General features: G+C 44.9%; 18 protein-coding genes. 7 read left to right on the plus strand and 11 right to left on the minus strand.

Features of this window, described 5'->3' with window-relative positions:
* Nucleotides 1-401: 401 nt before the first annotated feature.
* Entirely contained in the window at nucleotides 402-962 is a 561-nt protein-coding gene (gene rpoE, locus AC3WJJ_RS25115; protein WP_492544817.1) for a DNA-directed RNA polymerase subunit delta, read from the minus strand.
* A gap of 364 nt (nucleotides 963-1326) precedes the next feature.
* Between rpoE and AC3WJJ_RS25120 the strand changes: the two genes are divergently transcribed.
* Nucleotides 1327-2475, plus strand: a complete 1149-nt coding sequence (locus AC3WJJ_RS25120) for a S8 family peptidase (protein ID WP_492544819.1) — start codon at nucleotides 1327-1329, stop codon at nucleotides 2473-2475.
* 167 nt (nucleotides 2476-2642) lie between these two features.
* On the opposite strand, the gene argS is transcribed toward AC3WJJ_RS25120, so the two are convergent.
* From argS to speE, 6 genes are all read right to left on the minus strand, one after another.
* Nucleotides 2643-4322 (minus strand): arginine--tRNA ligase, encoded by a 1680-nt coding sequence (gene argS / locus AC3WJJ_RS25125; protein ID WP_422659150.1) that lies wholly within the window; start codon nucleotides 4320-4322, stop codon nucleotides 2643-2645.
* Nucleotides 4319-4744 (minus strand): YwiB family protein, encoded by a 426-nt coding sequence (locus AC3WJJ_RS25130; protein WP_492544822.1) that lies wholly within the window; start codon nucleotides 4742-4744, stop codon nucleotides 4319-4321. The genes argS and AC3WJJ_RS25130 overlap by 4 nt, the downstream gene beginning before the upstream one ends.
* A 176-nt stretch (nucleotides 4745-4920) precedes the next feature.
* Entirely contained in the window at nucleotides 4921-5445 is a 525-nt protein-coding gene (locus AC3WJJ_RS25135) for a hypothetical protein (protein WP_492544824.1), read from the minus strand.
* Between the two features lie 186 nt (nucleotides 5446-5631).
* Entirely contained in the window at nucleotides 5632-7440 is a 1809-nt protein-coding gene (locus AC3WJJ_RS25140) for a LamG-like jellyroll fold domain-containing protein (protein WP_492544826.1), read from the minus strand.
* Nucleotides 7441-7900: 460 nt separating this feature from the next.
* On the minus strand, nucleotides 7901-8770 hold the full coding sequence (gene speB / locus AC3WJJ_RS25145; RefSeq protein WP_492544828.1) for an agmatinase: 870 nt from the start codon (nucleotides 8768-8770) through the stop codon (nucleotides 7901-7903).
* Between the two features lie 17 nt (nucleotides 8771-8787).
* The gene (gene speE / locus AC3WJJ_RS25150; RefSeq protein WP_422659145.1) at nucleotides 8788-9615 is read right to left on the minus strand and encodes a polyamine aminopropyltransferase; all 828 of its coding nucleotides are present in this window, start codon (nucleotides 9613-9615) and stop codon (nucleotides 8788-8790) included.
* Nucleotides 9616-9868: 253 nt separating this feature from the next.
* On the opposite strand from speE, the gene AC3WJJ_RS25155 reads away from it, so the two are divergent.
* Nucleotides 9869-11926, plus strand: a complete 2058-nt coding sequence (locus tag AC3WJJ_RS25155) for a transglycosylase domain-containing protein (RefSeq protein ID WP_492544830.1) — start codon at nucleotides 9869-9871, stop codon at nucleotides 11924-11926.
* 88 nt (nucleotides 11927-12014) lie between these two features.
* On the opposite strand, the gene AC3WJJ_RS25160 is transcribed toward AC3WJJ_RS25155, so the two are convergent.
* Together AC3WJJ_RS25160 and AC3WJJ_RS25165 are read right to left on the minus strand one after the other, a co-directional pair.
* Nucleotides 12015-13544 carry a zinc ribbon domain-containing protein gene (locus tag AC3WJJ_RS25160; RefSeq protein ID WP_492544832.1) on the minus strand — a complete coding sequence of 510 codons (1530 nt, stop codon included), beginning with the start codon at nucleotides 13542-13544 and terminating at the stop codon, nucleotides 12015-12017.
* A 23-nt stretch (nucleotides 13545-13567) separates the two neighbouring features.
* Entirely contained in the window at nucleotides 13568-14470 is a 903-nt protein-coding gene (locus tag AC3WJJ_RS25165; RefSeq protein ID WP_492544834.1) for a zinc ribbon domain-containing protein, read from the minus strand.
* A gap of 261 nt (nucleotides 14471-14731) precedes the next feature.
* On the opposite strand from AC3WJJ_RS25165, the gene AC3WJJ_RS25170 reads away from it, so the two are divergent.
* The 3 genes from AC3WJJ_RS25170 to AC3WJJ_RS25180 all read left to right on the plus strand — a co-directional run bounded on the left by AC3WJJ_RS25170 (nucleotide 14732) and on the right by AC3WJJ_RS25180 (nucleotide 18160).
* Nucleotides 14732-15406, plus strand: coding sequence for a DNA-3-methyladenine glycosylase (locus tag AC3WJJ_RS25170; protein ID WP_492544836.1), 675 nt, complete (start codon nucleotides 14732-14734; stop codon nucleotides 15404-15406).
* Nucleotides 15407-15521: 115 nt separating this feature from the next.
* On the plus strand, nucleotides 15522-15917 hold the full coding sequence (locus AC3WJJ_RS25175) for an ArsR/SmtB family transcription factor (RefSeq protein WP_492544838.1): 396 nt from the start codon (nucleotides 15522-15524) through the stop codon (nucleotides 15915-15917).
* On the plus strand, nucleotides 15914-18160 hold the full coding sequence (locus tag AC3WJJ_RS25180) for a heavy metal translocating P-type ATPase (RefSeq protein WP_492544840.1): 2247 nt from the start codon (nucleotides 15914-15916) through the stop codon (nucleotides 18158-18160). The genes AC3WJJ_RS25175 and AC3WJJ_RS25180 overlap by 4 nt, the downstream gene beginning before the upstream one ends.
* 61 nt (nucleotides 18161-18221) lie before the next feature.
* On the opposite strand, the gene AC3WJJ_RS25185 is transcribed toward AC3WJJ_RS25180, so the two are convergent.
* Nucleotides 18222-18968 carry an endonuclease/exonuclease/phosphatase family protein gene (locus AC3WJJ_RS25185; RefSeq protein ID WP_492544842.1) on the minus strand — a complete coding sequence of 249 codons (747 nt, stop codon included), beginning with the start codon at nucleotides 18966-18968 and terminating at the stop codon, nucleotides 18222-18224.
* Nucleotides 18969-19063: 95 nt separating this feature from the next.
* Here AC3WJJ_RS25185 and AC3WJJ_RS25190 point away from each other — a divergent pair, with 95 nt between their 5' ends.
* The gene (locus AC3WJJ_RS25190; RefSeq protein ID WP_492544844.1) at nucleotides 19064-20239 is read left to right on the plus strand and encodes a stalk domain-containing protein; all 1176 of its coding nucleotides are present in this window, start codon (nucleotides 19064-19066) and stop codon (nucleotides 20237-20239) included.
* 75 nt (nucleotides 20240-20314) lie between these two features.
* On the opposite strand, the gene AC3WJJ_RS25195 is transcribed toward AC3WJJ_RS25190, so the two are convergent.
* The gene (locus AC3WJJ_RS25195) at nucleotides 20315-20824 is read right to left on the minus strand and encodes a YwhD family protein (RefSeq protein ID WP_492544846.1); all 510 of its coding nucleotides are present in this window, start codon (nucleotides 20822-20824) and stop codon (nucleotides 20315-20317) included.
* A gap of 150 nt (nucleotides 20825-20974) precedes the next feature.
* On the opposite strand from AC3WJJ_RS25195, the gene AC3WJJ_RS25200 reads away from it, so the two are divergent.
* Nucleotides 20975-22963, plus strand: a complete 1989-nt coding sequence (locus tag AC3WJJ_RS25200; RefSeq protein ID WP_492544848.1) for a M1 family metallopeptidase — start codon at nucleotides 20975-20977, stop codon at nucleotides 22961-22963.
* Nucleotides 22964-22974: the final 11 nt, after the last annotated feature.

Consider the following 22974-nt stretch of genomic DNA (forward strand, 5'->3'; position numbering starts at 1 on the left):
ACCCTTTTACATCTGATTCATCATTAAACCGTGATAAAAACGAACGGTGCCCGCTTCATATTTCAGAAGCGAGCCTACCGATTGACATATGACAAGCTTTTCCGGTGAATCACGCCGGCCTGTCAGCTAATAGCGCAACTAGTTACGTTCAGGCGCCATAAACCCGCGGGGATCCTTGATATCCGGAAATAATGCTGCGTTATTAGTTACAACAATTCCCTAAAAACAAAAAAAGTGACCCCGAAAAGAAACGGGGCACTTTTATAATTAAACATATTTGTCCTCAAATCATAAGCCCAAGCAATAGTTTACTCTGTGCCTTGTCCCCTTGTCAAGAGAAGAACCCATCACAAACCAACCCAATGCTTGGGTGAAATTCTACAGCGTGACAAACCTATTATTTATCGGTCCAGATCTTCTTGGTCGACGTCTTCTTCTAAGTTCTCATCGTCCTCGTCATCGGAATCCTCATCTTCCAAATCATCATCGTCAAGTACGACTTCTTCGTCTACCTCTTCATCAGCATCGTCGTCATCGGAATAGATATCATCGTCCGAATCCTCATCGACACTATCATAATCTTCATCTGCATCGTCCGCACTATACGTTTCTTCTTCCTCTGCAAAATCATCATCGTCATCGTCCTCATCATTAATGATGCGCGGACGCTTCGCATTCGCAACCGGATCATCAGAACGCTCAAGCGGATACCAACGCTTCAATCCCCACAAGTTAGTACCAACGCACGCAAAACGTCCGTCTATATTGATCTCGGTATATAACTGGGCAATCGTCTCGTTAATTTCTTGTTCCGTAAAGCCACGAAGCTTGGCTACCTCTTTCATCAGGTCACGGTAATAATACGGCGTATTAGCCGCTTTGAGTACCATAAAAGCCAGGTCCACCATTGGGATTTCCTGAATCTTGTCTGGATCGATTTTTAAATTGAGCGGATTACTCACTGACGTACACTTCCTCTCACGCAATCTTCACCTTGCATATCATCATTATCTCAACATATCCATTATCAAAACTAAGTAAAACCTATTTAGAGTCAAAAATCAAGTTTTTATCATTTCCCTAGAAACATGAGAAAAAGACGGGGAGGTTCTCCCCGTCTTCTGACTGTATCCGCCCCAAGGATCGACTCCTCACGGGATAGATGAAAGAACCCCTATGTTCTCTCCGTTTATATTATGTTCGCCGTAACCATTTGACACGCCGAACAAGGCCTATTTCCGTGAAAAAGGGCAACATCCCATTCGGGCAACCTTCTGCATTCATACAATACTGCAGCAACGGTTCTTTGAAGGGGGATTGCCAGGCATGAACTACACCCGGATCATGCAATCACTTCTAATGGAGACGGCCCCTCAAAAACACACTTGGGATAAAGAAAGAAGGATCCTTACATTTCATGATCCGAAGCTCTATATTGAGTGTGTTCAAGAGTGGAAACAATTGTCCGAATCCGCCTCCCATTGGCAGCATGTAAGTTACTCTCCTCTAACTCACTCCATTATCGCACCCTCCTCCCATACAACTCGGATAGAGGCTGAATTCAAACAAGATATAACAATAGAGGAAGACAGCCAAGTTCACATCCATGCCGTCCAAGGTAACGTTGAAGCTGGACCCGGAGTGCCTTGGGGAGTCAAACAGATCAAAGCACCTCAAGCCTGGTCACTCTCTACCGGGCACCGTATCAAAATCGGGGTTATTGATACCGGGGTAGATTTCAGTCACCCTGATCTTCAAAATTCAGTGACCAGAGGGATCAATCTGATCAATCGCGGAAACCTCCCGTATGATGACAACGGCCACGGTACACATATTTCAGGTACCATCGCAGCCGCTAATAGCACCCATGGGATGATCGGTGTGGCACCTAGGTCAACAGTTTATCCAGTAAAGGCATTCGACTACAACGGTTCTGCGTTTGTGTCGGATATTGTCATGGGGATTGACTGGTGTGTTCGAACAGGTGTCGACATAATCAATATGAGCTTCGGTATGCAAACTCGTAGCCGCACATTGCTAGAGGTCGTCACCAAGGCCCATCAATCTGGTGTGATTATTGTAGCTTCTTCAGGGAATGATGGTAAACGCCGCTCTGTGGATTATCCCGCTCGTTACCCACAAACGATTTCCGTAGGTGCAACAGACCGAAACCGTAAGATTCCATCCTTCAGTAATCGAGGACAGTATGTAGATATCTATGCTCCAGGAGACAAAATTGTATCTGCCTGGTTACATGGTAAATATCATGAGATGAGCGGCACCTCCATGGCCACCTCCCATGTCAGCGGCACGATCGCTTTGCTACTTGCCCAGAAACCTGATATCAAACCAGCAACAATCAAAGCTCTATTACGGCGAACCTCCGTCCCTGTCGGCCTTCGTAAAGGTCGATCTTTGACCGATGGTGGCGAGATACACACACTAAAGTTTGTAAGAGAAGGGTTGAAGCTGTAATCCTAGATTGAGCTACTCTACAAAAGATTAAACTTTCCACATTTGGTCAGATCATGACGTTTCTTGTCATAGATAAACAGCCGCTGCCCCATTATGGGGTAGCGGCTGTTAGGGTTATACTCAGGAATTTGAAGGGTCTGTGACCCGACAATTCACTAGGGCTATGACTACATCCGGTCTGGTGCAGATACACCTACAAGACCAAGTACATTGGCGATAACGGTACGAATTGCCCCAAGAAGCGCAAATCTAGCTTGAGTCTGCTCCGCATCTTCTGTAATAACACGCTCTGCTCTGTAGTAGCTATGGAACAAGGATGCCAGTTCATAAACATAGCGGATCAAACGATGTGGCGCATAGTTCTCTGCAGCAAGCGACACTTCCTGAGGGAGCTCGCCAATTTTGCGCAAAATGTCATACTCATGCTCAGCCGTAAGAAGACCCAAGTTCACCTTATCTAGAGGCAATAGCTCAATACCTTGCTCTTCTGCTTGACGGAATACACTGCAAATCCGCGCATGAGCATATTGTACATAGAATACTGGATTTTCGTTAGACGTGGAAACCGCCAAATCCATATCAAAATCAAGATGAGAATCCATACTCCGCATCGTGAAGAAGTAACGGATCGCATCCACGCCTACTTCGTCCATCAGATCTTCCATGGTAACGGCTTTACCGGTACGCTTGGACATTTTCACTTTCTCGCCATCCTGGAACAGGCTTACCATCTGAGCGATCAACACAGTCAGTTTCGCTGGGTCGTTACCCAAAGCTTCCATAGCTGCTTTCATCCGTGGGATATAACCATGGTGGTCTGCACCCCAGATGTTGATCATACGGTCGTAACCGCGCTCATACTTATTGCGGTGGTATGCAATATCCGGTGTCAGGTAGGTGTAAGTGCCGTCATTCTTCACAAGTACACGGTCCTTGTCATCACCATAGTCCGTTGTACGCAGCCAAGTTGCGCCGTCCTGGTCATATGCTTCACCTTTAGCCTTTAACTCTTCAAGCGATTTTACAACAAGTCCGTTCTCATACAGAGAGGTTTCGCTAAACCATTCGTCAAAATGAACCCGGAAACGACCTAAATCGCGCTTGATTTTGCCAAGTTCCTTCTCTAGTCCATACTCACGGAAAAATGCGGTCCGCTCTTCAGGAGACATGGAGAGTAGAGAGTCGCCTTTCTCTGCAACTAGCTCTTTAGCAAATCCCTTAATGTCTTCGCCATGATACCCGTCTTCTGGCATCTCAACATCTTGACCTAGCTCTTGCATATAACGTGCTTCAATCGACTTGCACAGGTTCACTACCTGATTACCAGCGTCATTAATATAGTACTCACGTGTAACATCATAACCTGCAAAATCAAGCACATTACAGAGAGCATCGCCGACAGCTGCACCACGGGCATGTCCTAAATGTAAGCTACCGGTAGGGTTGGCACTAACAAACTCCATCTGGATACGTTGCCCTTGACCTGTATTTACACGTCCGTAGTTCTCACCTTCTTGCTGAATGAGTTCAACTACTGGGTAGAGGTAGCTCTTGTTCAGCGTAAAGTTAATAAAGCCAGGACCAGCAATCTCTGCTTTTTCAATCGAAGCTTTACCGGTGTCTAGATGTTCTAGAATGGATTCCGCGATCTGGCGCGGATTCTTCTTCGCAATCCGGGTTAATTGCATTGCAGCATTCGTAGCAAGGTCACCGTGCGATTTGTCCTTAGGCACCTCTAACGTAATCGCTGGGAGCTCTTCGCGGGACACAAGCCCTGCCGCGACAGCAGCATCTGCTACCGCTTCAGCAACGAGCTGGTTAATGTGATCGAGTGGATTTAATGTCATGATTCATGGGCCTCCTGAATAGTCAAACTGATGGAAAAGTGTCCCGAAAACTCATCGAACACATATAGATCATACGCCCACGAAGCGCTTCCGGTCATGCCGCTGAGATCGATACTCAGGCTTTTGGTGTGCGTAGACAAATTAAATGAGGTGAAAGGGGAACGATAAAAGCCTGGCAGTTTTTGCCCCAGCTTGAAAGCCTGCTCCGACTGCACCTCGCCATGACGGATAATCTTTAAATCATCATGGGTCAACTTCACGGTCGTGCGGGTCTCTCCTTGATACGGCCCCATCTTTGGTTCTTCATAGCGAACATACAACGCACTTCCCTTGGCAATAACCTCGGCGGGAAGTTGCTGCACCGTATTCTCTCCTTCATGAAGGCTTTGAAGACGGATGGTCGCTTGTTTTCGGTCTGACATGATACGTTCCTCTTTTCCTTACCTATTGTATTACTATATCCAGTATGGCACGGCAATTCAAATGAGGATTTCTGCAAATTTCTATAGAATTGCTTATACAGAACCATATATGGATAGAAAATATGTTGTAAATCTTATTTTACATGAAAATAATGAGTCCGTGACAGGTACTTCATTTAGTTATTATATTTCTGATCCCATTGCTCTCTCCATTGTACCAAGGATATACCGGTTACTTCTTCGAGAGTTCGGCCGTCCAGATCATATGGTCCCCCATCTGCGTCTACATCTGGTGAGGAGGTGCCTCCAACAACTTTACCATCGACCATCATAATCGATACTCTTGTATGGGTGTTGTACTGTTTATCCAAAGGGTGACCGGAAACGATAAAAGTATACGAAGATATTTCTTTACCAAAATAATTAGCAGGTTCGTTCTCCTGTAAGCTCCATGTTTTGATGTACGGTAAATTGCCAGAAGTAGATGCGCCCGAGGAATTCAGACGAGACTTTTCTAATATGTAGGTAGATACTTCTCCTTGATGCTCCTCAATGGTATAACCACGCGACTGAACATAATTAGCAGCAGTCTTCTCGTCCTCTGACATCGGAAGATTTCGAGAGATATTTGAACGACTAAGCATGAATACTAGTAACAGAATCAACAAACACATGATGGGTACGATTCTTCTCCAAGCCAATCCGCTCCCTCCAACATATTCAATATCCATAACATACCATAAAATTACAGATCAAAGCCGGTTTACGAAGAAGATGATTACTCAGTTCCTCAATTGAAGAAAAAAAGCTTGATCCCTAATGGACCAAGCTAGTATTCAGGCTCTTCGTTTATCTTACTTGAGTCTGTGACTATCCCAAATAACCCCCTATTTCAGAAAATCCTTCTTATCTAAAGCGCGATCGACCAGACGAATCTCACTGATCCAGCCATTAAATACTCCATCAAGCTTATTCTCGTACTGGCTCGCACCTACGATCCATGGCTTATCTACAGATGCAAGGCCATAAGCTCTAATATCAGGGTTACGTAGCACCTCAACACCATCGATATACATGGTCGTTGTAACCCGATCATTTACAATCGCAATATGGTGCCAGTTGTCGTCTAATTCCCATGACCAATTGGTATGCTCGCTGTTATAATTTACCGGAAACGCTGCCCACTGAATTTCACGCAGACTAGAAACAGACATCGTTGCTAATGGTGCATCTTGATCTCCATTTAATTTACCCGCGTCCTTACCTGTCCCAAGTCTTCCCAAAATCCCCATCCAGGAGTGCTTCTCACTCTGGAAGTCAGGGCTAAGCTTAATAATGGCTTCTACAGTATATCCGTTCTCAAATGTATTCTTGTTGATCGGTGCATTATCGGATGTCTGCAAATAAGATCCTTTGTCCTGTGTTTTATCGCCGATAAAGCGAATGCCTGAGCGGCTTTTCGGATTTTGAGCATTCCCTTTGGTCCACACCATATCATTTGGTCGGGCTGAGCCCTCATCCTTACGGTACAAATCATTACCTTGGTTGGATAAATCACGTACTACCTTCGCTTCACTACTTGAAACTGCTTGAAGATCGGAAGCTGCGGAATTTTCAAAGCGCCAGTGAGCCTGTGTTCCACTTACATTTGGAATTTCTTTTTGTATTTCACTTACCGGTTGAAATCCAGAGAAGCGTTCTTCAAAATCCATGGATACCGTAAAATCATTAAAGTCGTCGACGAGTTTTTCCTCATCAAAAATTGTTCTCTCTTCCTCAGACATCCCCTTCACCCACGGAGAAAATGACTCAGCATGGATACGGTTCTTGGCCATATCCAGTTCAAGTGTACGCATAAGGCCATTACCACCGTGAAAAGCACTCTGATAATCTACAACCATCATCACAACATCTTGTCCATAGTCATTCTGCATTACCTTATGCGCATAACCATGATGATGCCCGTTAACAGTAAGGAAAATCTGATCATTCTTCTTGATCAGCGTATCCCACAAGTACTGACCGTGATCTGTCATGATTGCTTCTTTCTTATCTCCCGAGATATTAAGAAGCTGATGTGTAAATAGCATTACGGGGTAAGTAGGATGCTTGTCGATCACACGCTGAGCCCATTTCAAGGATTCTTCGGACGCTCTCCAATCTAAGAACATGGCGATGTACTTCTTACCTGCTCCTTCAAATATGTAATAAGAATTAAATCCATTCTCCGAGCTGCCACCGAAGCCTGGGATAGATTTCATTCGATTCGTTGAGAAGTATTGCAGGAACGGTTCTTTGGACAAATCACGTTCATTATCGTACTGACTTGGCTTCAAAACATCATGGTTTCCAGCTAGGAACCCGTAAGGAAGCTTTGCTTGATCAAGAATCTTCATCGCTGCATCGGCATTCTTCCACTCATAATCCTCATCAACCCGATCGACTAGATCACCCAGTTGTGAGGTGAATTTAATGTTCTCTTCTTCAGCATTATCTTTGAGCCACGTCGTTTGGGATAGGAAGATTTCGTTCTTGTAACGCGCATACTTCTGTGTGTCTGGCAAAATAGCGACTTTGAAGCTACTCTCCTCTGAAGCATTGGATTGTGCTGTTGCTGGGCTAGCGCTTATCAGAACTCCTGTAATCATCATTGCTGACATCAAGATCACGAGCGCTTTTCTAAAAGGCTGTTTCATTCTAGCTGTCCCTCCAAAAATTATGATATGAATAATCTTATTATTGGATTGTCACCGGAACATCAAGGGAAATGAAGGTTTGCATTAACTGTGTTTTCAGATGGGCGCAACAAAAAACAAGCATCCCCCGATAGCCAAAGGCTTAGAGAAGGGATGCTTGTTTTTTTAAGGTTGCTAACGGTTTTAAAAGGTTTCACGCTCAGCGCCCAGCGAAGCAGGGAGATGAGCCGTGTACGATCTTAAAGATTAGCCGAACCAAGCGATAGCTGGTAAGGCAACCTCTCCGCATGAAGGTCACCGAAGGCGATCCCAACGGGAAGCCGAGGAATGACCGATTCTACGCACTCCCATACTTCTCTCCACCAACTGAACGCCAACCGCCAAAATTTCGGGAGTCCAGAGGGCGGAGCCCTATGGGGCCCTCCCTGGCAAGGGAGGGTTTGGGAGGGTCGAAATCATTTTATTTTACAAACCCCAACAACATCTCACGAATCAGCTTCGCTGCCACGATTTGTGTCTGCTCGGTCGGATCATAAACAGGAGCCACTTCCACCAGATCACAGCCAACAACGTTCACGTCAGAGTTTGCAATCAGATGTACAGCCTCTAACAACTCCTTCGATGTAATACCACCGGCTTCAGCCGTACCCGTACCTGGTGCAGCTGAAGGATCCAGTACATCGATATCAATCGTTACGTAAACCGGACGATTGCCCATCTTAGGAAGTGCCTCTTTAAGCGGAGCAGCTACCTCGAATGGATAGAAGTTAATGTTCTGCTTTCCGAACTGGAACTCTTCACGGGAGCCGGAACGAATACCGAACTGATAAATGTTCTTTCCACCCATAATTTCAGCAGCTTTACGTACCGGCGTAGAGTGAGACAAAGGCTCTCCCTCATAATGTTCACGCAGGTCAGCATGCGCATCAATATGAATCAGTAAAAGATCTGGGTATTTCTCGTGCATCTTCTGGATAATCGGCCAAGTAACCAAATGTTCGCCACCAAGACCGATTGGGAATTTATCATCATCCAAAAGCTTGCCTACATACTCTCCGATGACTTCTAGGCTGCGGCCTGCGTTACCAAATGGCAACATTAGATCACCAGCATCGAAGTAAGTCATATCGTCAATGCTCTTGTCTAGGTAAGGGCTGTACTCTTCAAGCCCTACGGATGCTTGACGAATCCGGGAAGGTCCAAAACGGGAGCCGGGACGGAAGCTTACTGTAAAGTCCATCGGCATTCCGTAAATAACGGCTTTGGAATTTTTGTAATCGTCGGAGCTACAAATAAATACGTTGCCGGAATAAGCTTGATCCAGTTTCATTCGTTAATCGCTCCTCCTTACTTCACTAAGTCTTCTACGAATTTAGGCAATACGAAAGCTGCTTTGTGCAAGCGAGGTGAATAGTATTTCGTATCCATTTCATCGATTGTCGACTCATCCACTTCAAGTGGATCATATTTTTTGCTACCCATTGTGAAAGTCCAAAGACCACTTGGGTAAGTCGGAATGTTCGCACCATATACACGTACGATCGGGAAAATCTCCTTCACGTCCTTGTTCACCTGCTGGATCAAGTCCGCTTTGAACCAAGGATTATCTGTCTGTGCAACGAAAATTCCGTCCTCTTTCAACGCTTCGAAAATGCCTTGATAGAAGCCGCGCTCAAACAAAGGAGCAGCCGGGCCTACAGGCTCGGTGGAGTCTACCATAATAACATCATACTCATTCTTGTGTTCAATAATATGCATATATCCATCGTTAACCAGCACTTCTACCTTCGGATCATCCAGTTTACCAGCAATCTCAGGCAGGTACTGTTTCGAATATTCAATAACTTTGCCATCGATTTCAACGAGAACGGCCTTCTCCACTCCAGGATGCTTGATGACTTCACGAATCACACCGCCGTCTCCACCGCCCACAACGAGCACTTTCTTCGGATTTGGATGCGTGTTCAGTGCGGGGTGAGCGACCATCTCATGATAGACGAATTCGTCTTTAATCGTAGTCATGACCATTCCGTCCAGGACGAGCATGCGTCCAAATTCTTCGGTATCGATCATATCCAGTTGTTGAAACTCCGTCTTCTCATGTACAAACGTTTCCCGTATTTTCGCCGTAATGCCGAAAGTCGGCGTTTGTTTCTCCGTGTACCATAATTCCATCGTCTCTACCTTCTTTCCGCTAGAATAATGTTCAGCCGTCCAGATCCAATCCGTAAAACTTTATTCGGGCAGATGCCGAGTTTCACATCTTTTTCTATTGTACCAAACAAATTGTATTATATTAAATCAAGCCCAAATTGCAACCAAATTATCTAGCAGGCACACATAATAGCAAAATCCCCTGCCAAATCTATGAATATCCTTTCACATCCAGCACCATAATAATAACATTACGATCGAGAGGAGCATTCATATGGCGGGGCACGATCATAAGCCGCATAAACGTAAAAAAAGATGGGTTCGACTCGCCATTGTTCTATTCGGATTCCTTGGACTTTCCGTCATTGCGGGCAGCATCCTGCTTGTTTATTTGTACATTACACCTCTGCCTATGGCAGAAACCGAGCGCTCGTCAAGGCTGCTGGATAATCACGGCGAAGTAATCGCCACCTTCTCACCTACAGGAAGTACATCTGAGAAAGTCACACTAGCGGATATCTCTCCGATGCTGGTGAAGGCTACATTAGCGGTCGAGGACCGGAAATTTTACGATCATCCCGGATTTGACCTTAAAGGAATGGCCAGAGCTGTTCTCGTTAATTTGCAGCACATGGACAGCAAGCAAGGTGCAAGTACACTAACCCAGCAGCTGGCCCGAAATTTGTATTTATCCCATGAGAAGACGTTCACCCGAAAACTAAAAGAAGCCAAATTCACAGCTCAAATCGAGATGAAATATAGTAAAGCTGAAATATTAGAAATGTATTTAAATGAAATTTATTACGGACATGGTGCCCATGGTATTGAATCGGCATCACAAATGTATTTTGGAAAATCAGCTAAAGAGCTTAACCTAGCCGAAAGTTCCCTACTGGCAGGAATTCCGAAAGGACCTACCTATTATTCCCCCTACAACCATCTCGATCATGCAGTGAATAGACAGAAAATCGTGCTTAATTCAATGGTGGAAACCGGTGAAATCACACAAGCTGAAGCCGACAAAGCGGCTGCCATTAAGCTAACCATACTGCCTAAGGACCGTCAGCAAGATAAGGTCATTGCTTCTTTTTTTCGAGATTATGTACGTGGACTTATATCCAGTAAGCTTGATATTACTGAAGCACAATTGGAAAAAGGCGGACTAAACATCTACACCACTCTGGATCCACAGGCTCAAAAGGCAGCGGAGGAAGCGGTGGCTAAAGAAATGGACAGTAAAAGCGAGCTCGAAACGGCACTTGTCTCTATAGATCCGCGAAATGGTCATATCAAAGCGATGGTTGGGGGCAAAAATTATCGGACAAACCAATATAACCACGCCCTTGCTAAAACAAGACAGCCTGGCTCCACATTTAAACCAATTATGTACCTGACAGCTATTGCCTCTCATCAAATGACGGGAATTACAATGTTCAACAGCGAACCAACGCTATTCCATTATGATAACAACCGCAAGACGTATCAGCCGAATAACTTTGGTGACAAATACCTTGGTGAGATCAATATGCGTCAAGCCATTGCCGCATCAGATAATATTTATGCCGTTAATACGATTATGCAGATTGGGCCGGACCAAGTAACGAATATGGCCAAAAAAATGGGGATAACGAGTTCTCTTGATCCCGTTCCATCCCTCGCTCTTGGGACCTCACCAATCAGTCCTCTTGAGATGGCATCTGCCTTCGCTGTACTTGCAAGTAACGGCCAGCGCATGCCCCCGGTAGCTGTACTTCGCATTACCGATGCAGCAGGACGAAATCTTTATACTGCCCCTGAGGTTAAAGGCGAGCAGATCGTCGAGCCAGCAGCTGCTTATGTCATGACCCGAATGATGGAGGGGGTATTTGATACAGGGGGTACAGGAAGACGAGTGTCTGCGCTGCTGAAGCGCCCCGTCGCCGGTAAGACTGGAACAACGGATACCGATGCTTGGCTAGTTGGCTATACCCCTGAGTTATCTACAGCCGTATGGGTAGGGTATGACAAGGGAAGAGAGATAACTTCATTAGAAGGGCGGCGGGCTGCGCCGATTTTTGCAGAGTATACGGAAAAAGCATTGGAAAACGTGCCGCCAAAAATTTTTCCTATTCCCGAGAATGTTGTTAGTACCTATATTGATTCAAAGACTGGTAAATTGGCTGACGCGGACTGTCCGGAGAAGTCACTCGAAGTTTTCGTCAAGGGAACGGAGCCAACGGAATACTGTGATGCACATGGAGGTAAGCAAAAAACAGCGCCACCCGCTGCCGATACGGTTAAGCAAGAGGAACGCTCCTGGTGGTCTGATTTCAAGCGTTGGTGGACCGAATAGCTTCTAGATCCCTTACACATATAAGCCCTGCACTTGGAGACTTATCCATGCAGGGCTTATTCAATTAATCACATTTTGTCCAGCTGCATTATATCGCCTTGGAGTCCAGTTTTGCGATCTCCTTCCAAGTCGACTCGAATGTTACAGGGTTCTCTTCCTTATACTCCTCTAGTTCATTGGTCTTGAAGCCCCACGTATTGGAGATGAAATCAACTCTCCAGATCTTCTGATCCTCATCATATACAAGGCCAGTCAAACTAAATGCCTCCTGCATTTCTAAGGGCGGTGATTCTCCTTCTACAAAAGTAGCGGCTTCGATCAAAGGCTGAGTGACCACTGTCATCTGCCATACGCCACTTCGGAAATCAAGATCCATCGATCCCATATCAAACACAGTACCTATGTACTTGGACTTGTAGGCATAACCACTCTCCTTAAACTGAGAAACGATACTTTGGAGTACATTTATATACTTATCCGTTGATAATGTAAGCTTGTCCATATCTCCAGAAGCAAAAGCAGCTAAGTTCTCTTTTGCATGCTTCACCAAAGTATCTTTAATCGACTTCTGGATATTGTCCTGCCTGGTAAAATCAAGAACAATAAATTTTTTATCGATGATAACCTCCGAACTTCTTACCGTCCCGAAAGGGAAGTCTGCCTCCACAGCCAGTGTCATCGATCCATCGGTTGTAACCGGTCCGAACTCAGGGTTATCAAAGGGATTGACTTCAACCTTCTTACCATTAATGTACAATCGGCCGTTCAGTTCCGGCTGTTCAGAAAAGCGGCTATCCCACCTTACCGTCTCACCCTCTAGCCCCAAGAATGCAGCATAGGAAGTTTTGGCATCCAAAAGTTCCAGATCCTCCGTGTTCTTTAGATCAATAAACTCATTCTTGAATCTGGCCTCGACCTGATATAACCCGGGTACATACGGACCTAGCTTAGCCGCAAAGTTTGGTTTATCAGCTACAGAAACTTGTTGACCATTCACAGACAAAACAGTACCCGCAAAGTTTGTTTCGACAGAAATATATACAGCGTCCATTGTAAGCGAGTATGTATCATAAAATAGCGTCTTACCACTCTTTTCAAGATTAACCACTCCACTTAATCCAAACCCTGGGAGCAGTTGATCCAGACTGTTATCCTTTGCTGCTTGTTCCCCTAGAATCACCTGTTCTCTCAACGTATTGAGAATCCCCTGCTTCTCATCTGGGTTCTGATCTAAGTATCTTACAAATCCAGTAATCGATCTCTCATCAATGACCAAGTTCTTATCCTTAGAAGTTAAAAACTTTGCAATGGCCTTAGGGTCTTGGGAGTCCAGTGCCTGTTCAAACCGCCCGATAAGCCGATCCTCTGAAGTGTAATATTGTCCCGCTTTGTAACCTCCAAACAGAACAACGAGCAACAGCATACCTAGTAATAAAAAAACTTTCTGTTTCCGGTTCATACTTACACGAGCAGCTGTAGAACCGTTAAATGCCGGGGATGATACGACAGAAATGGATGCAGCACTTTCTGCCTGCGCATCCGCTAAGGACGCCCCGCATTCTTTGCAAAACTGCGCCTGCTCAGATACTTGTATACCGCATTCAGTGCAAACTCTCATGTCGCATGTTTCCCTTCATTTTTTTAAAAGCCAAACATATTACCCGATCTAAACATGGACCCGATTGAGTCACCAATGATCAGCATCGTCAGGAATATAGCTGCATAAATCAGCAGAATAGCATACAGCGTATCAAGTCCCCCAGGCCCTTCACGCTTGTAACTCATCGTAATAAGAGCTGGAATCGTAAAGATTCCACCTACGAGCGAGATACTCAAGAATGCTCCTCCAATCGAGCTTCCCATTAGGATAAAAAGAAAGGCAATGAGAGAAATAACGATAAAAGGAATGAGCATTGTCCCAAAACGGGCAATAATTTCTTTCAGATCGGCCTTCGGATTCGTGGATATCTTTACAGCTCCGAATGTATAAACCGCAATCAGAAGCATAAAGACGGCCAGCCAAAATGCAGGTTTTAATGCAAAATCAACAAATGGACTACTACTGAAGAAATTCCGGGCTTCTGACCCAACAGACAAATAAATCATGAGCGGAAACAGGATTGCAAAAATGACCATCGATATGATGCCATTTAGTAATTGCTCACCTCCTGTTTTGTGGGTCACTGCAAGCGGACTTTTCAGCCCTTTCACAAAATAATCGAAATAGACCTTAGAATTCTGTTTAGCGCTCTCCAAATACGGATTGGGCTGAGCACTCTCTCCTCCTACTGTCCCGTTAGATGCAGCCTTCGGTGGCGGCTGTGTTGTAAATACATGCAGATGCGGTGGGCTACCAGCTGCCGTTTCCTGATTCACGGTCCTTTTGACACCAGAAAATGATGAATTAGAAAGATCACCTGTCACCTCCTGATGGTCAACCGTCTGGATTTTAACAGGCTCCTCTAGTTGGGTGTCAAACCTGGCTCCACATTTCTCGCAAAACTTTCCATGTTCGTTCTCGTGCCCGCAAATCTCACAACGCATCATCTTTCCTCCCTGTTAGTCGCACTCCGATCAATTACCTATGTACCTGATTCATGTGCTTCACAATAAATATGTTAATTCCCACAGTATGTGAGCCTAGCACTATATTTGGTAATAGTATAAATGCGGCAGTATGCTAATGGAAGTATTTTCTTGTGTCTGTTTGCTTGTATCGCGAAGAGGTATGACTGGATTTGTTTATACTATATATAAGGCTTCTACATAGAACGTGACTAAGAGTTAAGAAAGGTGCTCACCACAATGTTAGATAAAAAAGAACAGGTTTATCCGTATCCGTACGGCCAACCACTGCCTCCTTCTATCTACACCGGTACAGCTCTCGAATCAGCCCCAAGGCTTCTCGGACAGACATTGGTTCGGTGCACAGAGGACGGGGAGATTCGGTGCAAAATTGTAGAGACAGAAAGTTACGGGGGCAAAGAAGACAAAGGCTCTCACGCCTATGGCGCCAGACGAACAGCTCGTACAGAAACGATGTTTCAAGCTGGCGGAACATGTTATGTATATCTCATCTATGGTATGTATCACTGCGTCAATGTCGTCACAAGTTATGAGAACGATCCGCAAGCAATACTAATTAGAGCCGTAGAGCCTTTAACTAGCCGAGATGCAGAACTCATGCAATTATATCGTGGTAAAATACCTGGCGGAAAGCCTGCTAATCTAAGCAACGGTCCCGGTAAACTATGTCGCGCACTTCGTATTGATAAGAGCCTGAACGGTTGTCAGTTGAACCATTTGGATGGACCTCTATACCTTGAACTTGGTGAAAATTCATCGAATCTCCCCATTGTCCAAGCACCTCGCATCAACATTCCCTATGCAGAGGAGTACGCAAGTAAGCCTTGGCGTTTTTATATTGAGGGCAATCCATATGTTTCTGTCGTAGATAAAAAAGCATTAACAATCAAATAAACGTTTGAATATTAAGCGGATTTGGCGTATATTTGAATTAACAATCAAACCTGCGTTTGAATATAATAATCCGTAAATAAGATCGAGTTATGGATACCGTGAGGAGGTTATACATGTGACGGTAAATAAAGAATCACTATCGATTGTTGAAAACCAAGATATATGCGAAGCCTTTTGTCCAACGGCTGAGAAGGTATCACAGCTGAAACAAGCGATATCCGAAGATGACATTATCGGAATGACTGAAATTTTCAAAGCTCTCTCCGATCCTACACGCGTTAAAGTGGCTTACATGCTCGATCGAGGTGGTGAACTTTGTGTATGTGATGTAGCCGAAGTGCTTGGGAGCTCAACAGCGACTGCATCTCACCATCTCAGGACTTTAAAGAATAAATCGATCGCTAAATCACGCAAAGAAGGCAAAAATGTTTTTTATTCCTTAAAAGACGATCATATTCGTACCCTGCTTCATATGACACTGGAACATCAGAAGGAGAAGGTGGAAGCATGAGCACTTATAACGATTCTGCAACACGCCGTAATAATAACAATAGTAGCGATGATCTCACAGAGTACCGGGTACAAGGGCTTTCCTGTCCTAACTGTACTCGCGAAATGCAAGAAGAGATCCAGAAGCTTGAACATGGCAAGAATGCCAAACTGAGCTATAACAGTGGAAAGCTAACCCTCTCCCCTAATGTGGATTTAAAGCGTGTAGAGGGAATATTAAAAAGCGACGGTGCCCGCATTGTTAATCTAACAGACTCAACTGCTGGCCAGCCTGGGCATTCTCACGATCACAGCAACCATGCCCATAGTCACGACCATGGTGAAGGCCACAGTCATGGACATGATCATAGCCATAGTGAAGGTAAGAAGATGAAATGGCTGCTATCCATTTCAGCTGTCTTTTATCTCCTAACATTTGTTCTTACCGACCAAGTACCAGCACCTGTTGTTATCACTTTGTATGCTGCAGCTATGATTATGAGCGGATATACCACTTTTCTACGGGGACTTCGGAATTTAACAAAGTTCAAGTTTAATATGGATACGCTGATGACGGTTGCACTTGTTGGTGCCGTGATCATCGGCGAATGGCGCGAAGCGACGCTAGTAGCCATATTATTCGGTCTGAACGAAATGCTTGAGGGCTACGGCATGAACCGTGCCCGTAAGTCGATGGAAGCTTTGCTGGCGGCCGCACCTAAAGAGGCAGAGCTGCTTCGAGATGGCGAAGCTGTGCGTGTACCGATTTCAAGTCTTTCCCCTGGTGACATTGTTCGTGTCCGCCCAGGAGAGAAGATTCCTTCTGATGGCATCATTTCGCAAGGTACCGGGGCTGTCAACGAAGCTGCAATTACCGGTGAGTCGGTTCCCGTTACAAAGCGCGAAGGGGATACGGTATTCGGAGGTAGCGTCAGCACTGACGGCCTATTGAATGTTGAAATAACCAAAGCCTACGAGGATTCTTCCTTGGCTAAAATTATGCATTTAGTCCAAGAAGCGCAGGATAGCAAAACACCAACGGAATTGTTTATCGATAAATTCGCAAAATACTATACACCAGCCATTATGATTATCGCTCTATTCGTCACCATCATTCCGCCGCTGCTATTCGGTCAGCCGTGGATGACATGGGTGTACCAAGGTCTCTCCATTCTCATTGTCGGTTGTCCCTGCTCGCTCGTACTGTCCTCTCCAATTGCACTCGTCAGCGGTATGACAAGGGCAGCCCGCAACGGAATTTTGGTCAAGGGCGGTGTTCACATGGAGCAGCTTGGACGACTTCAAGCTATTGCCTTTGATAAGACGGGTACGTTGACACGTGGTGAGCCTGCTGTATATGCCGAAACCGTGTATAACAAAGATAAATTTTATGCGATTACCGGATCTGTGGAACAGTCATCCTTACACCCACTGGCAAAAGCAGTCATGAAACACTTAGCTGACAAGAAACCGAATAAGACTTTTGCGGAGCCACTGCAATCCACCGTATTACCAGGTGAAGGTGTCCGTGCAGAAGTTGACGGTAACCTTTATTGGGTTGGTAGTGAAGAGGTTCTTCGTCATGTAGAAGGTGAACAGGAATCCGTGATGACTACCGTTCGTAATGATATTCGGCTTCTGAAGGAACAGGGATATACCATTATAGTCGCAGCCGATAAGCATTCTGTGCTTGGCCTGTTCGGTTTGGCTGACGAGATCCGTCCGGAAACGCCTGAGGTCATTCGACAATTGCATCAAGCTGGCATTACAAATACGGTTATGCTAACCGGTGACCACGAACAGTCGGCTCAATCTATCGCTAAGCAATCGGGTGTAACGAGCTTTTTCGCAAGTCTCCTGCCTGAAGAGAAAGTATCGAAGATAAAAGAACTGGCTAGCAAGCAAAAGACAGGTATGGTGGGAGACGGCATCAATGATGCTCCTGCACTTGCCGCAGCCGATCTCGGGATTGCCATGGGTAAAGGAACAGACAGTGCCATTGAGACGGCAGATGTCGTACTTATGCAGGATCACTTGGGTAAACTGCCAAATGCGATCCGTACGGCGAGAAAGGTAAACCGCATCATCCGTTGGAATATCGCGATCTCGCTATCGCTGAAAGCCATTGCTCTGCTATTGACCATTCCGGGTCTGCTCACCCTATGGATCGCAATTATTTCCGATATGGGCGCGACAATTCTCGTGACACTCTTGGGATTAACCATCCTGCTTGGCAAAGATAAATCTCCAGCTTCATCTAAATAGTTAGATAAAAAAACTAATCCTCTTCTCTTCCGTTTATAAGAGAAGGGGATTTTTCATGTTATCATTTGAATACTAAATCGACTACAATCGGCAAATGATCCGAAGCCTCGGTTTGGACTACATGCTGATTTTGATGCTTTATACCAGGGGAAATCAATATATAATCGATCAGTTCTGTTGGAGATGTAGATGGGAATGTGTAGACATTCTCCATGTCTTGAAAACTGTTCACGAATAGGCCACTTTCTAACAATCGTTGAAACTCAGGACTATCGGGTTCCGTATTAAAATCTCCCATTAATACGCTGGGTTGATTGGAACGAGAAACAAGATCTATAATTTCCTCCGCCTGCGCTAATCTACTTCGCGCATCCAACCCAAGATGTGTATTGTAGACATTCACATGAATGCCATCCAGATCTACCACAGCATGCAACATCCCCCGCTGCTCTTCTCCAAAGCTACTAAGTAAGATGTTATCGGAATGAAGGATAGGGTACTTACTTACAATCGCATTCCCATACTGACTATTCTCAGCTAATCCTCCCACCTGTCCAAAATCCAAGTTCGCTCCGTATACGTAGTGATATCCAGTTAAGCTAGCTATCTCTTTCGCCTGATCTTTATAGTCGCTCCGATCACTAAAGAATCGATCCACTTCTTGAAGCCCTACAATATCCACGCCTGAATCAAGAATAACAGCGGCAATTCTTTGAAGGTTCAAATGGCCATCCATACCGACTCCGTGCTGAATGTTATAAGACATGACCGTTGTACTTATGACCCCTAAACTGTTTTTCTCTTCCATGAACATCTCTCCCTTCAGTTGTTAAACCATGAAATCCCCCGAAACATTTTCCAATTATATCCGTCTAATAGATATCATTTATGGAGGTGTAGAAGATGATTGTAAATAAATCATACAAAATCGTCGGGGCTACAGCACTTGCTCTAACGCTAAGTTTAACGCCTATATCCGGTCTTTTACCAGACTTGAATCCATCCGTCTTTGCGGCCCAATCTCAAAAAGAAACACCTATTGTAACTTCAAAGATAGAATTAAAAAATTCCCCATTCAAGAAAAACGGAGTTCTATATGTCCCGATTACAGAATTATCAGAATATGTAGATCTACACATCACACGAACTCCTAATAAGAAATACGTTTATATCAATAGTCCTTCGGAGTCTGTTCGAATTGCTCCGAAGCAGTCCAAAGCTGTAAATGCAGAAGGAACTACTTTTGCCTTGGATGGATCACCTATCGTAAAACAAGGTGTCACTTATGTTCCTTCCTCGCTTCTCGCTAAAAGCTTTAGAATAAAGCTGAAGTGGGAAGGAAAGTCCTCCATATCACTCCAAGTAAATCAACAGTATGTTTCCAACTCTTTTGAAGGCATGCTGTTCTGGTTAAACCGTGATAATGGAACATTATTAATGGGGCAAGCTGGAAGTATCCCGAAAAGTGCTGGAAAGGTTGAAATCGAGAATATCGATTGGATCCGTATTCAGCCTCGTAAAATTAATCCATCTACCTTCGTTATAGATGCGACCAATTGGCATGGTGAACCGCATATCCACGAGACTCGCATTCGTGTCCTCATTAACGACCGTAAAATCGTGAAGCAAGGCGTTACTAACTTCTCCAATTTTGCAGGTATGAACACAAAATCAAATGTGAACGGCTTTAAAGGAAATGTTGCGATCATGAATGGTAGCACGCTACAACTGGTCCATCCAACAGGCAAGGTTGTAAAGACTTATAATCTTGAAGCCCTAACCGGCGTTAAAGATGATTTCGTTGTTGAAGCAATTGAGAATGATTTTTTGTTGGTACGCCCTTATATAGAATCAACTTTATTCATAGTCCATCCAACACGGAACAAGTCTGCCCTCATCTACCCGGATCTACTAGATGAACAAGCAATAAAGTTAATAGCTGAATATCCTCCGAATGAAGTGGGTTATGTTGGGGATGCATTGACTTACAAAGGATATAAAAACAAAAAGCTAACTTTTACGTTCAATCATCCTTTATTAAGTAGTAATAAGACGTATTCGTACACCCTGCCCTTCTAACATATTACATTCCATACGCTTCAAGAAACAAAGAAGCCCGGGTGCAGCTTAACGCATCCGGGCTTCTATCCTTATTTATTCTGTTTCTAACGCCTGCTTAAATTCATCAGAAGAAGCGTTCCACCATTCCTCGTTCTTAGAGATGAGTAGATCTTTCAAAGCCTTTTTCTCCACATCACCTAATCCATCGACAATGATCTTACGTTTCAGAGCTGCATCGAGTTTATTAACATGATCCGCAAGGATCTTCCAGCCCCGCTTCGCTTCCTGATCGATCCACATTTCACACGCAGTCATACCGCCGTAATGTTGTCCTTCCGGCGTACGATCTACAGCTACCCATACGATCCAGACCTGACGTCCATTAGGTACATCCTCACGGTTCGTAGAAAATTTAATGCCACGTTCCACTTTACTCTTCGCGTGCATTGCACCGATTTCAATCTTTGCTTCTCCACCGTCAATAATGACTGGTGATACACTATTCAGATCAATCGAGCCTGCACCGAACCCTTTATGTTTGCTCTTGCTGCTTATAATGTTGAGGGCAATCTGCTTCTTTCCGTTTTGCTCCTGATTCTCCATTATGGCAAACCTCCCTATATATAAGAACGGAAGAGACCTTCCGCCTCGCTGATTCAGATAACCAGTCCAATATATTTTATTTTAACTAATAATCACCCAAAAGCAAACATATACATGCTGTAGATGCTTGTCAACGGGAGGTTGTTCGATATGGTCCCATCACGCGCTAAAGTCTTTCTTTCATCCCTGCTTGCCCTCGGTCTTCTTGGAGGATCAATGCTGTTATTTCTGCAGGGTACCCGTGTTTCAACGCCTATTCTCGCCCCGGAATCGGGCAAGCCTGCAGTCGCTGAAAAGGCTCCACTCTCTCCACCTAAAGCTCAGTACGATGTCCCTGCTCCTGCACTGAGCAACAGGCTTGTTGAATATCACATGGATGTCAGGTACGAGCCTGAGGAGAACAAACTCAAAGGGAAACAAACACTAACCTGGACTCACCCCGGTAAAAAAGCAGTAACCGAGCTATATTTTCATCTTTATCCCAACGCATTCGCCTCTAAAGACACAACATTTATGAAAGAATCCGGCGGTAGACTTCGCACGGACCAGATGCCTAATGATGGATTTGGTTCAATGAAGATTACGGGAATTAAGACGGAGGAGGGGCTGTCTTTGCTCCACCGTCTTCAATATGTGCAGCCTGACGATGGGAACGTCAAAGATCAGAGTCTCGTGAAAGTACGCCTTCCACGCCCTGTTAAAGGCGGTGAGAGCTATACATTGATCATGGAATTCGAGGTGGAAATGCCTAAAATCTTTGCACGTATGGGTACGGCAGATGATTTTGTAATGGCAGGGCAATGGTTTCCAAAGATCAGTGTGTATGAACCTACAGGAACACGTGGGCGTAAGGAGGAAGGCTGGAATCTCCATCAATACCACGGGAATTCAGAGTTTTATTCTGATTTCGGCATTTACAGCGTCCGCATTCGCGTACCGGATAACTATATTGTTGCCGCCACTGGTTTCCCAACCAAGCCAGCTACAAAAGCGAATGGTGAAAAGGTCTATCAATTCTATGCCGATGATGTACATGATTTTGCTTGGTCGGCTTCACCAAACTTTATCGTCGCTGAAGAAGCATTCTCTGCTCCAGGCATACCGGGTGTACGAATAAAGCTATACCTCGATCCGGTACATAAAGACCTGAAAGATCGATATTTTGACGCCGCTAAGGCAGCCCTATCCTCTTACGGTAAGTGGTATGGTACTTATCCTTACTCGACCTTATCCATTGTTGTACCGCCAGAAGCGGGAAATGGTGCAGGAGGAATGGAATATCCGACACTTGTAACGGCTTTCGGAGCCAAAAACGATTCGCCCGGGTACGATCTGGAACGCACCATCATTCATGAGATTGGACACCAATATTTCTACGGTATGATTGCAAGCAACGAGTTTGAAGAAGCATGGCTTGACGAAGGCTTCACCTCATATGCTGAGGAGCGAGTCATGGAACAGGAATATGGGGTAACTTCTAACACGGCAGCCCAAGCTGCAGCCATCTCCTCACCAGAGCCATTACAACAAGAATCCTGGAAATACGGCTCTCACCAGAAATATGCACTTAATGTTTACACACGCGGCAAGCTGGTGCTGCAAGATATTGAACGTTTAGTCGGTACGCAGACCATGGACAAAATCATGATGGCCTATGCGAAAAAATTCCGTTTCAAACATCCAACGACTCAAGATTTTCAACAGGTAGTAGAGGAGCTCACAAAACAACCGTGGCAGTCCTATTTTGACCAATACGTATACGGGAACAAGATGGCCGATGTCGCGATTGAACAAATTGAGACCAAAAATACCGGTTCACGCGAGGAGCCTGCATATGAATCTATTGTCACCGTCGTAAATAAGGGTGGTACGGTTACGAACATCCCGATTACATTCGCCTTCGAAGATGGAAGGACTGTAGAAAAAACATGGGATGGAAAGAACGGAACAACGCAGTACAAAATTGAGCATCGCTCTCCATTACTGTGGGCCATGGTTGATCCTAAATTTACAATCGTGCTTGAGAACAAACATATTAATAACTATATGAAGGCGGGAATGGATCCGAAAGTGCTCACGCGCTGGAACCTAAGCATTAATAAGCTGGTAGAGGCACTGTTCGGCAGCCTGTCATGGTAAGGGGGGAGAAC

This window comes from Paenibacillus sp. FW507-14B1B (assembly GCF_058781425.1).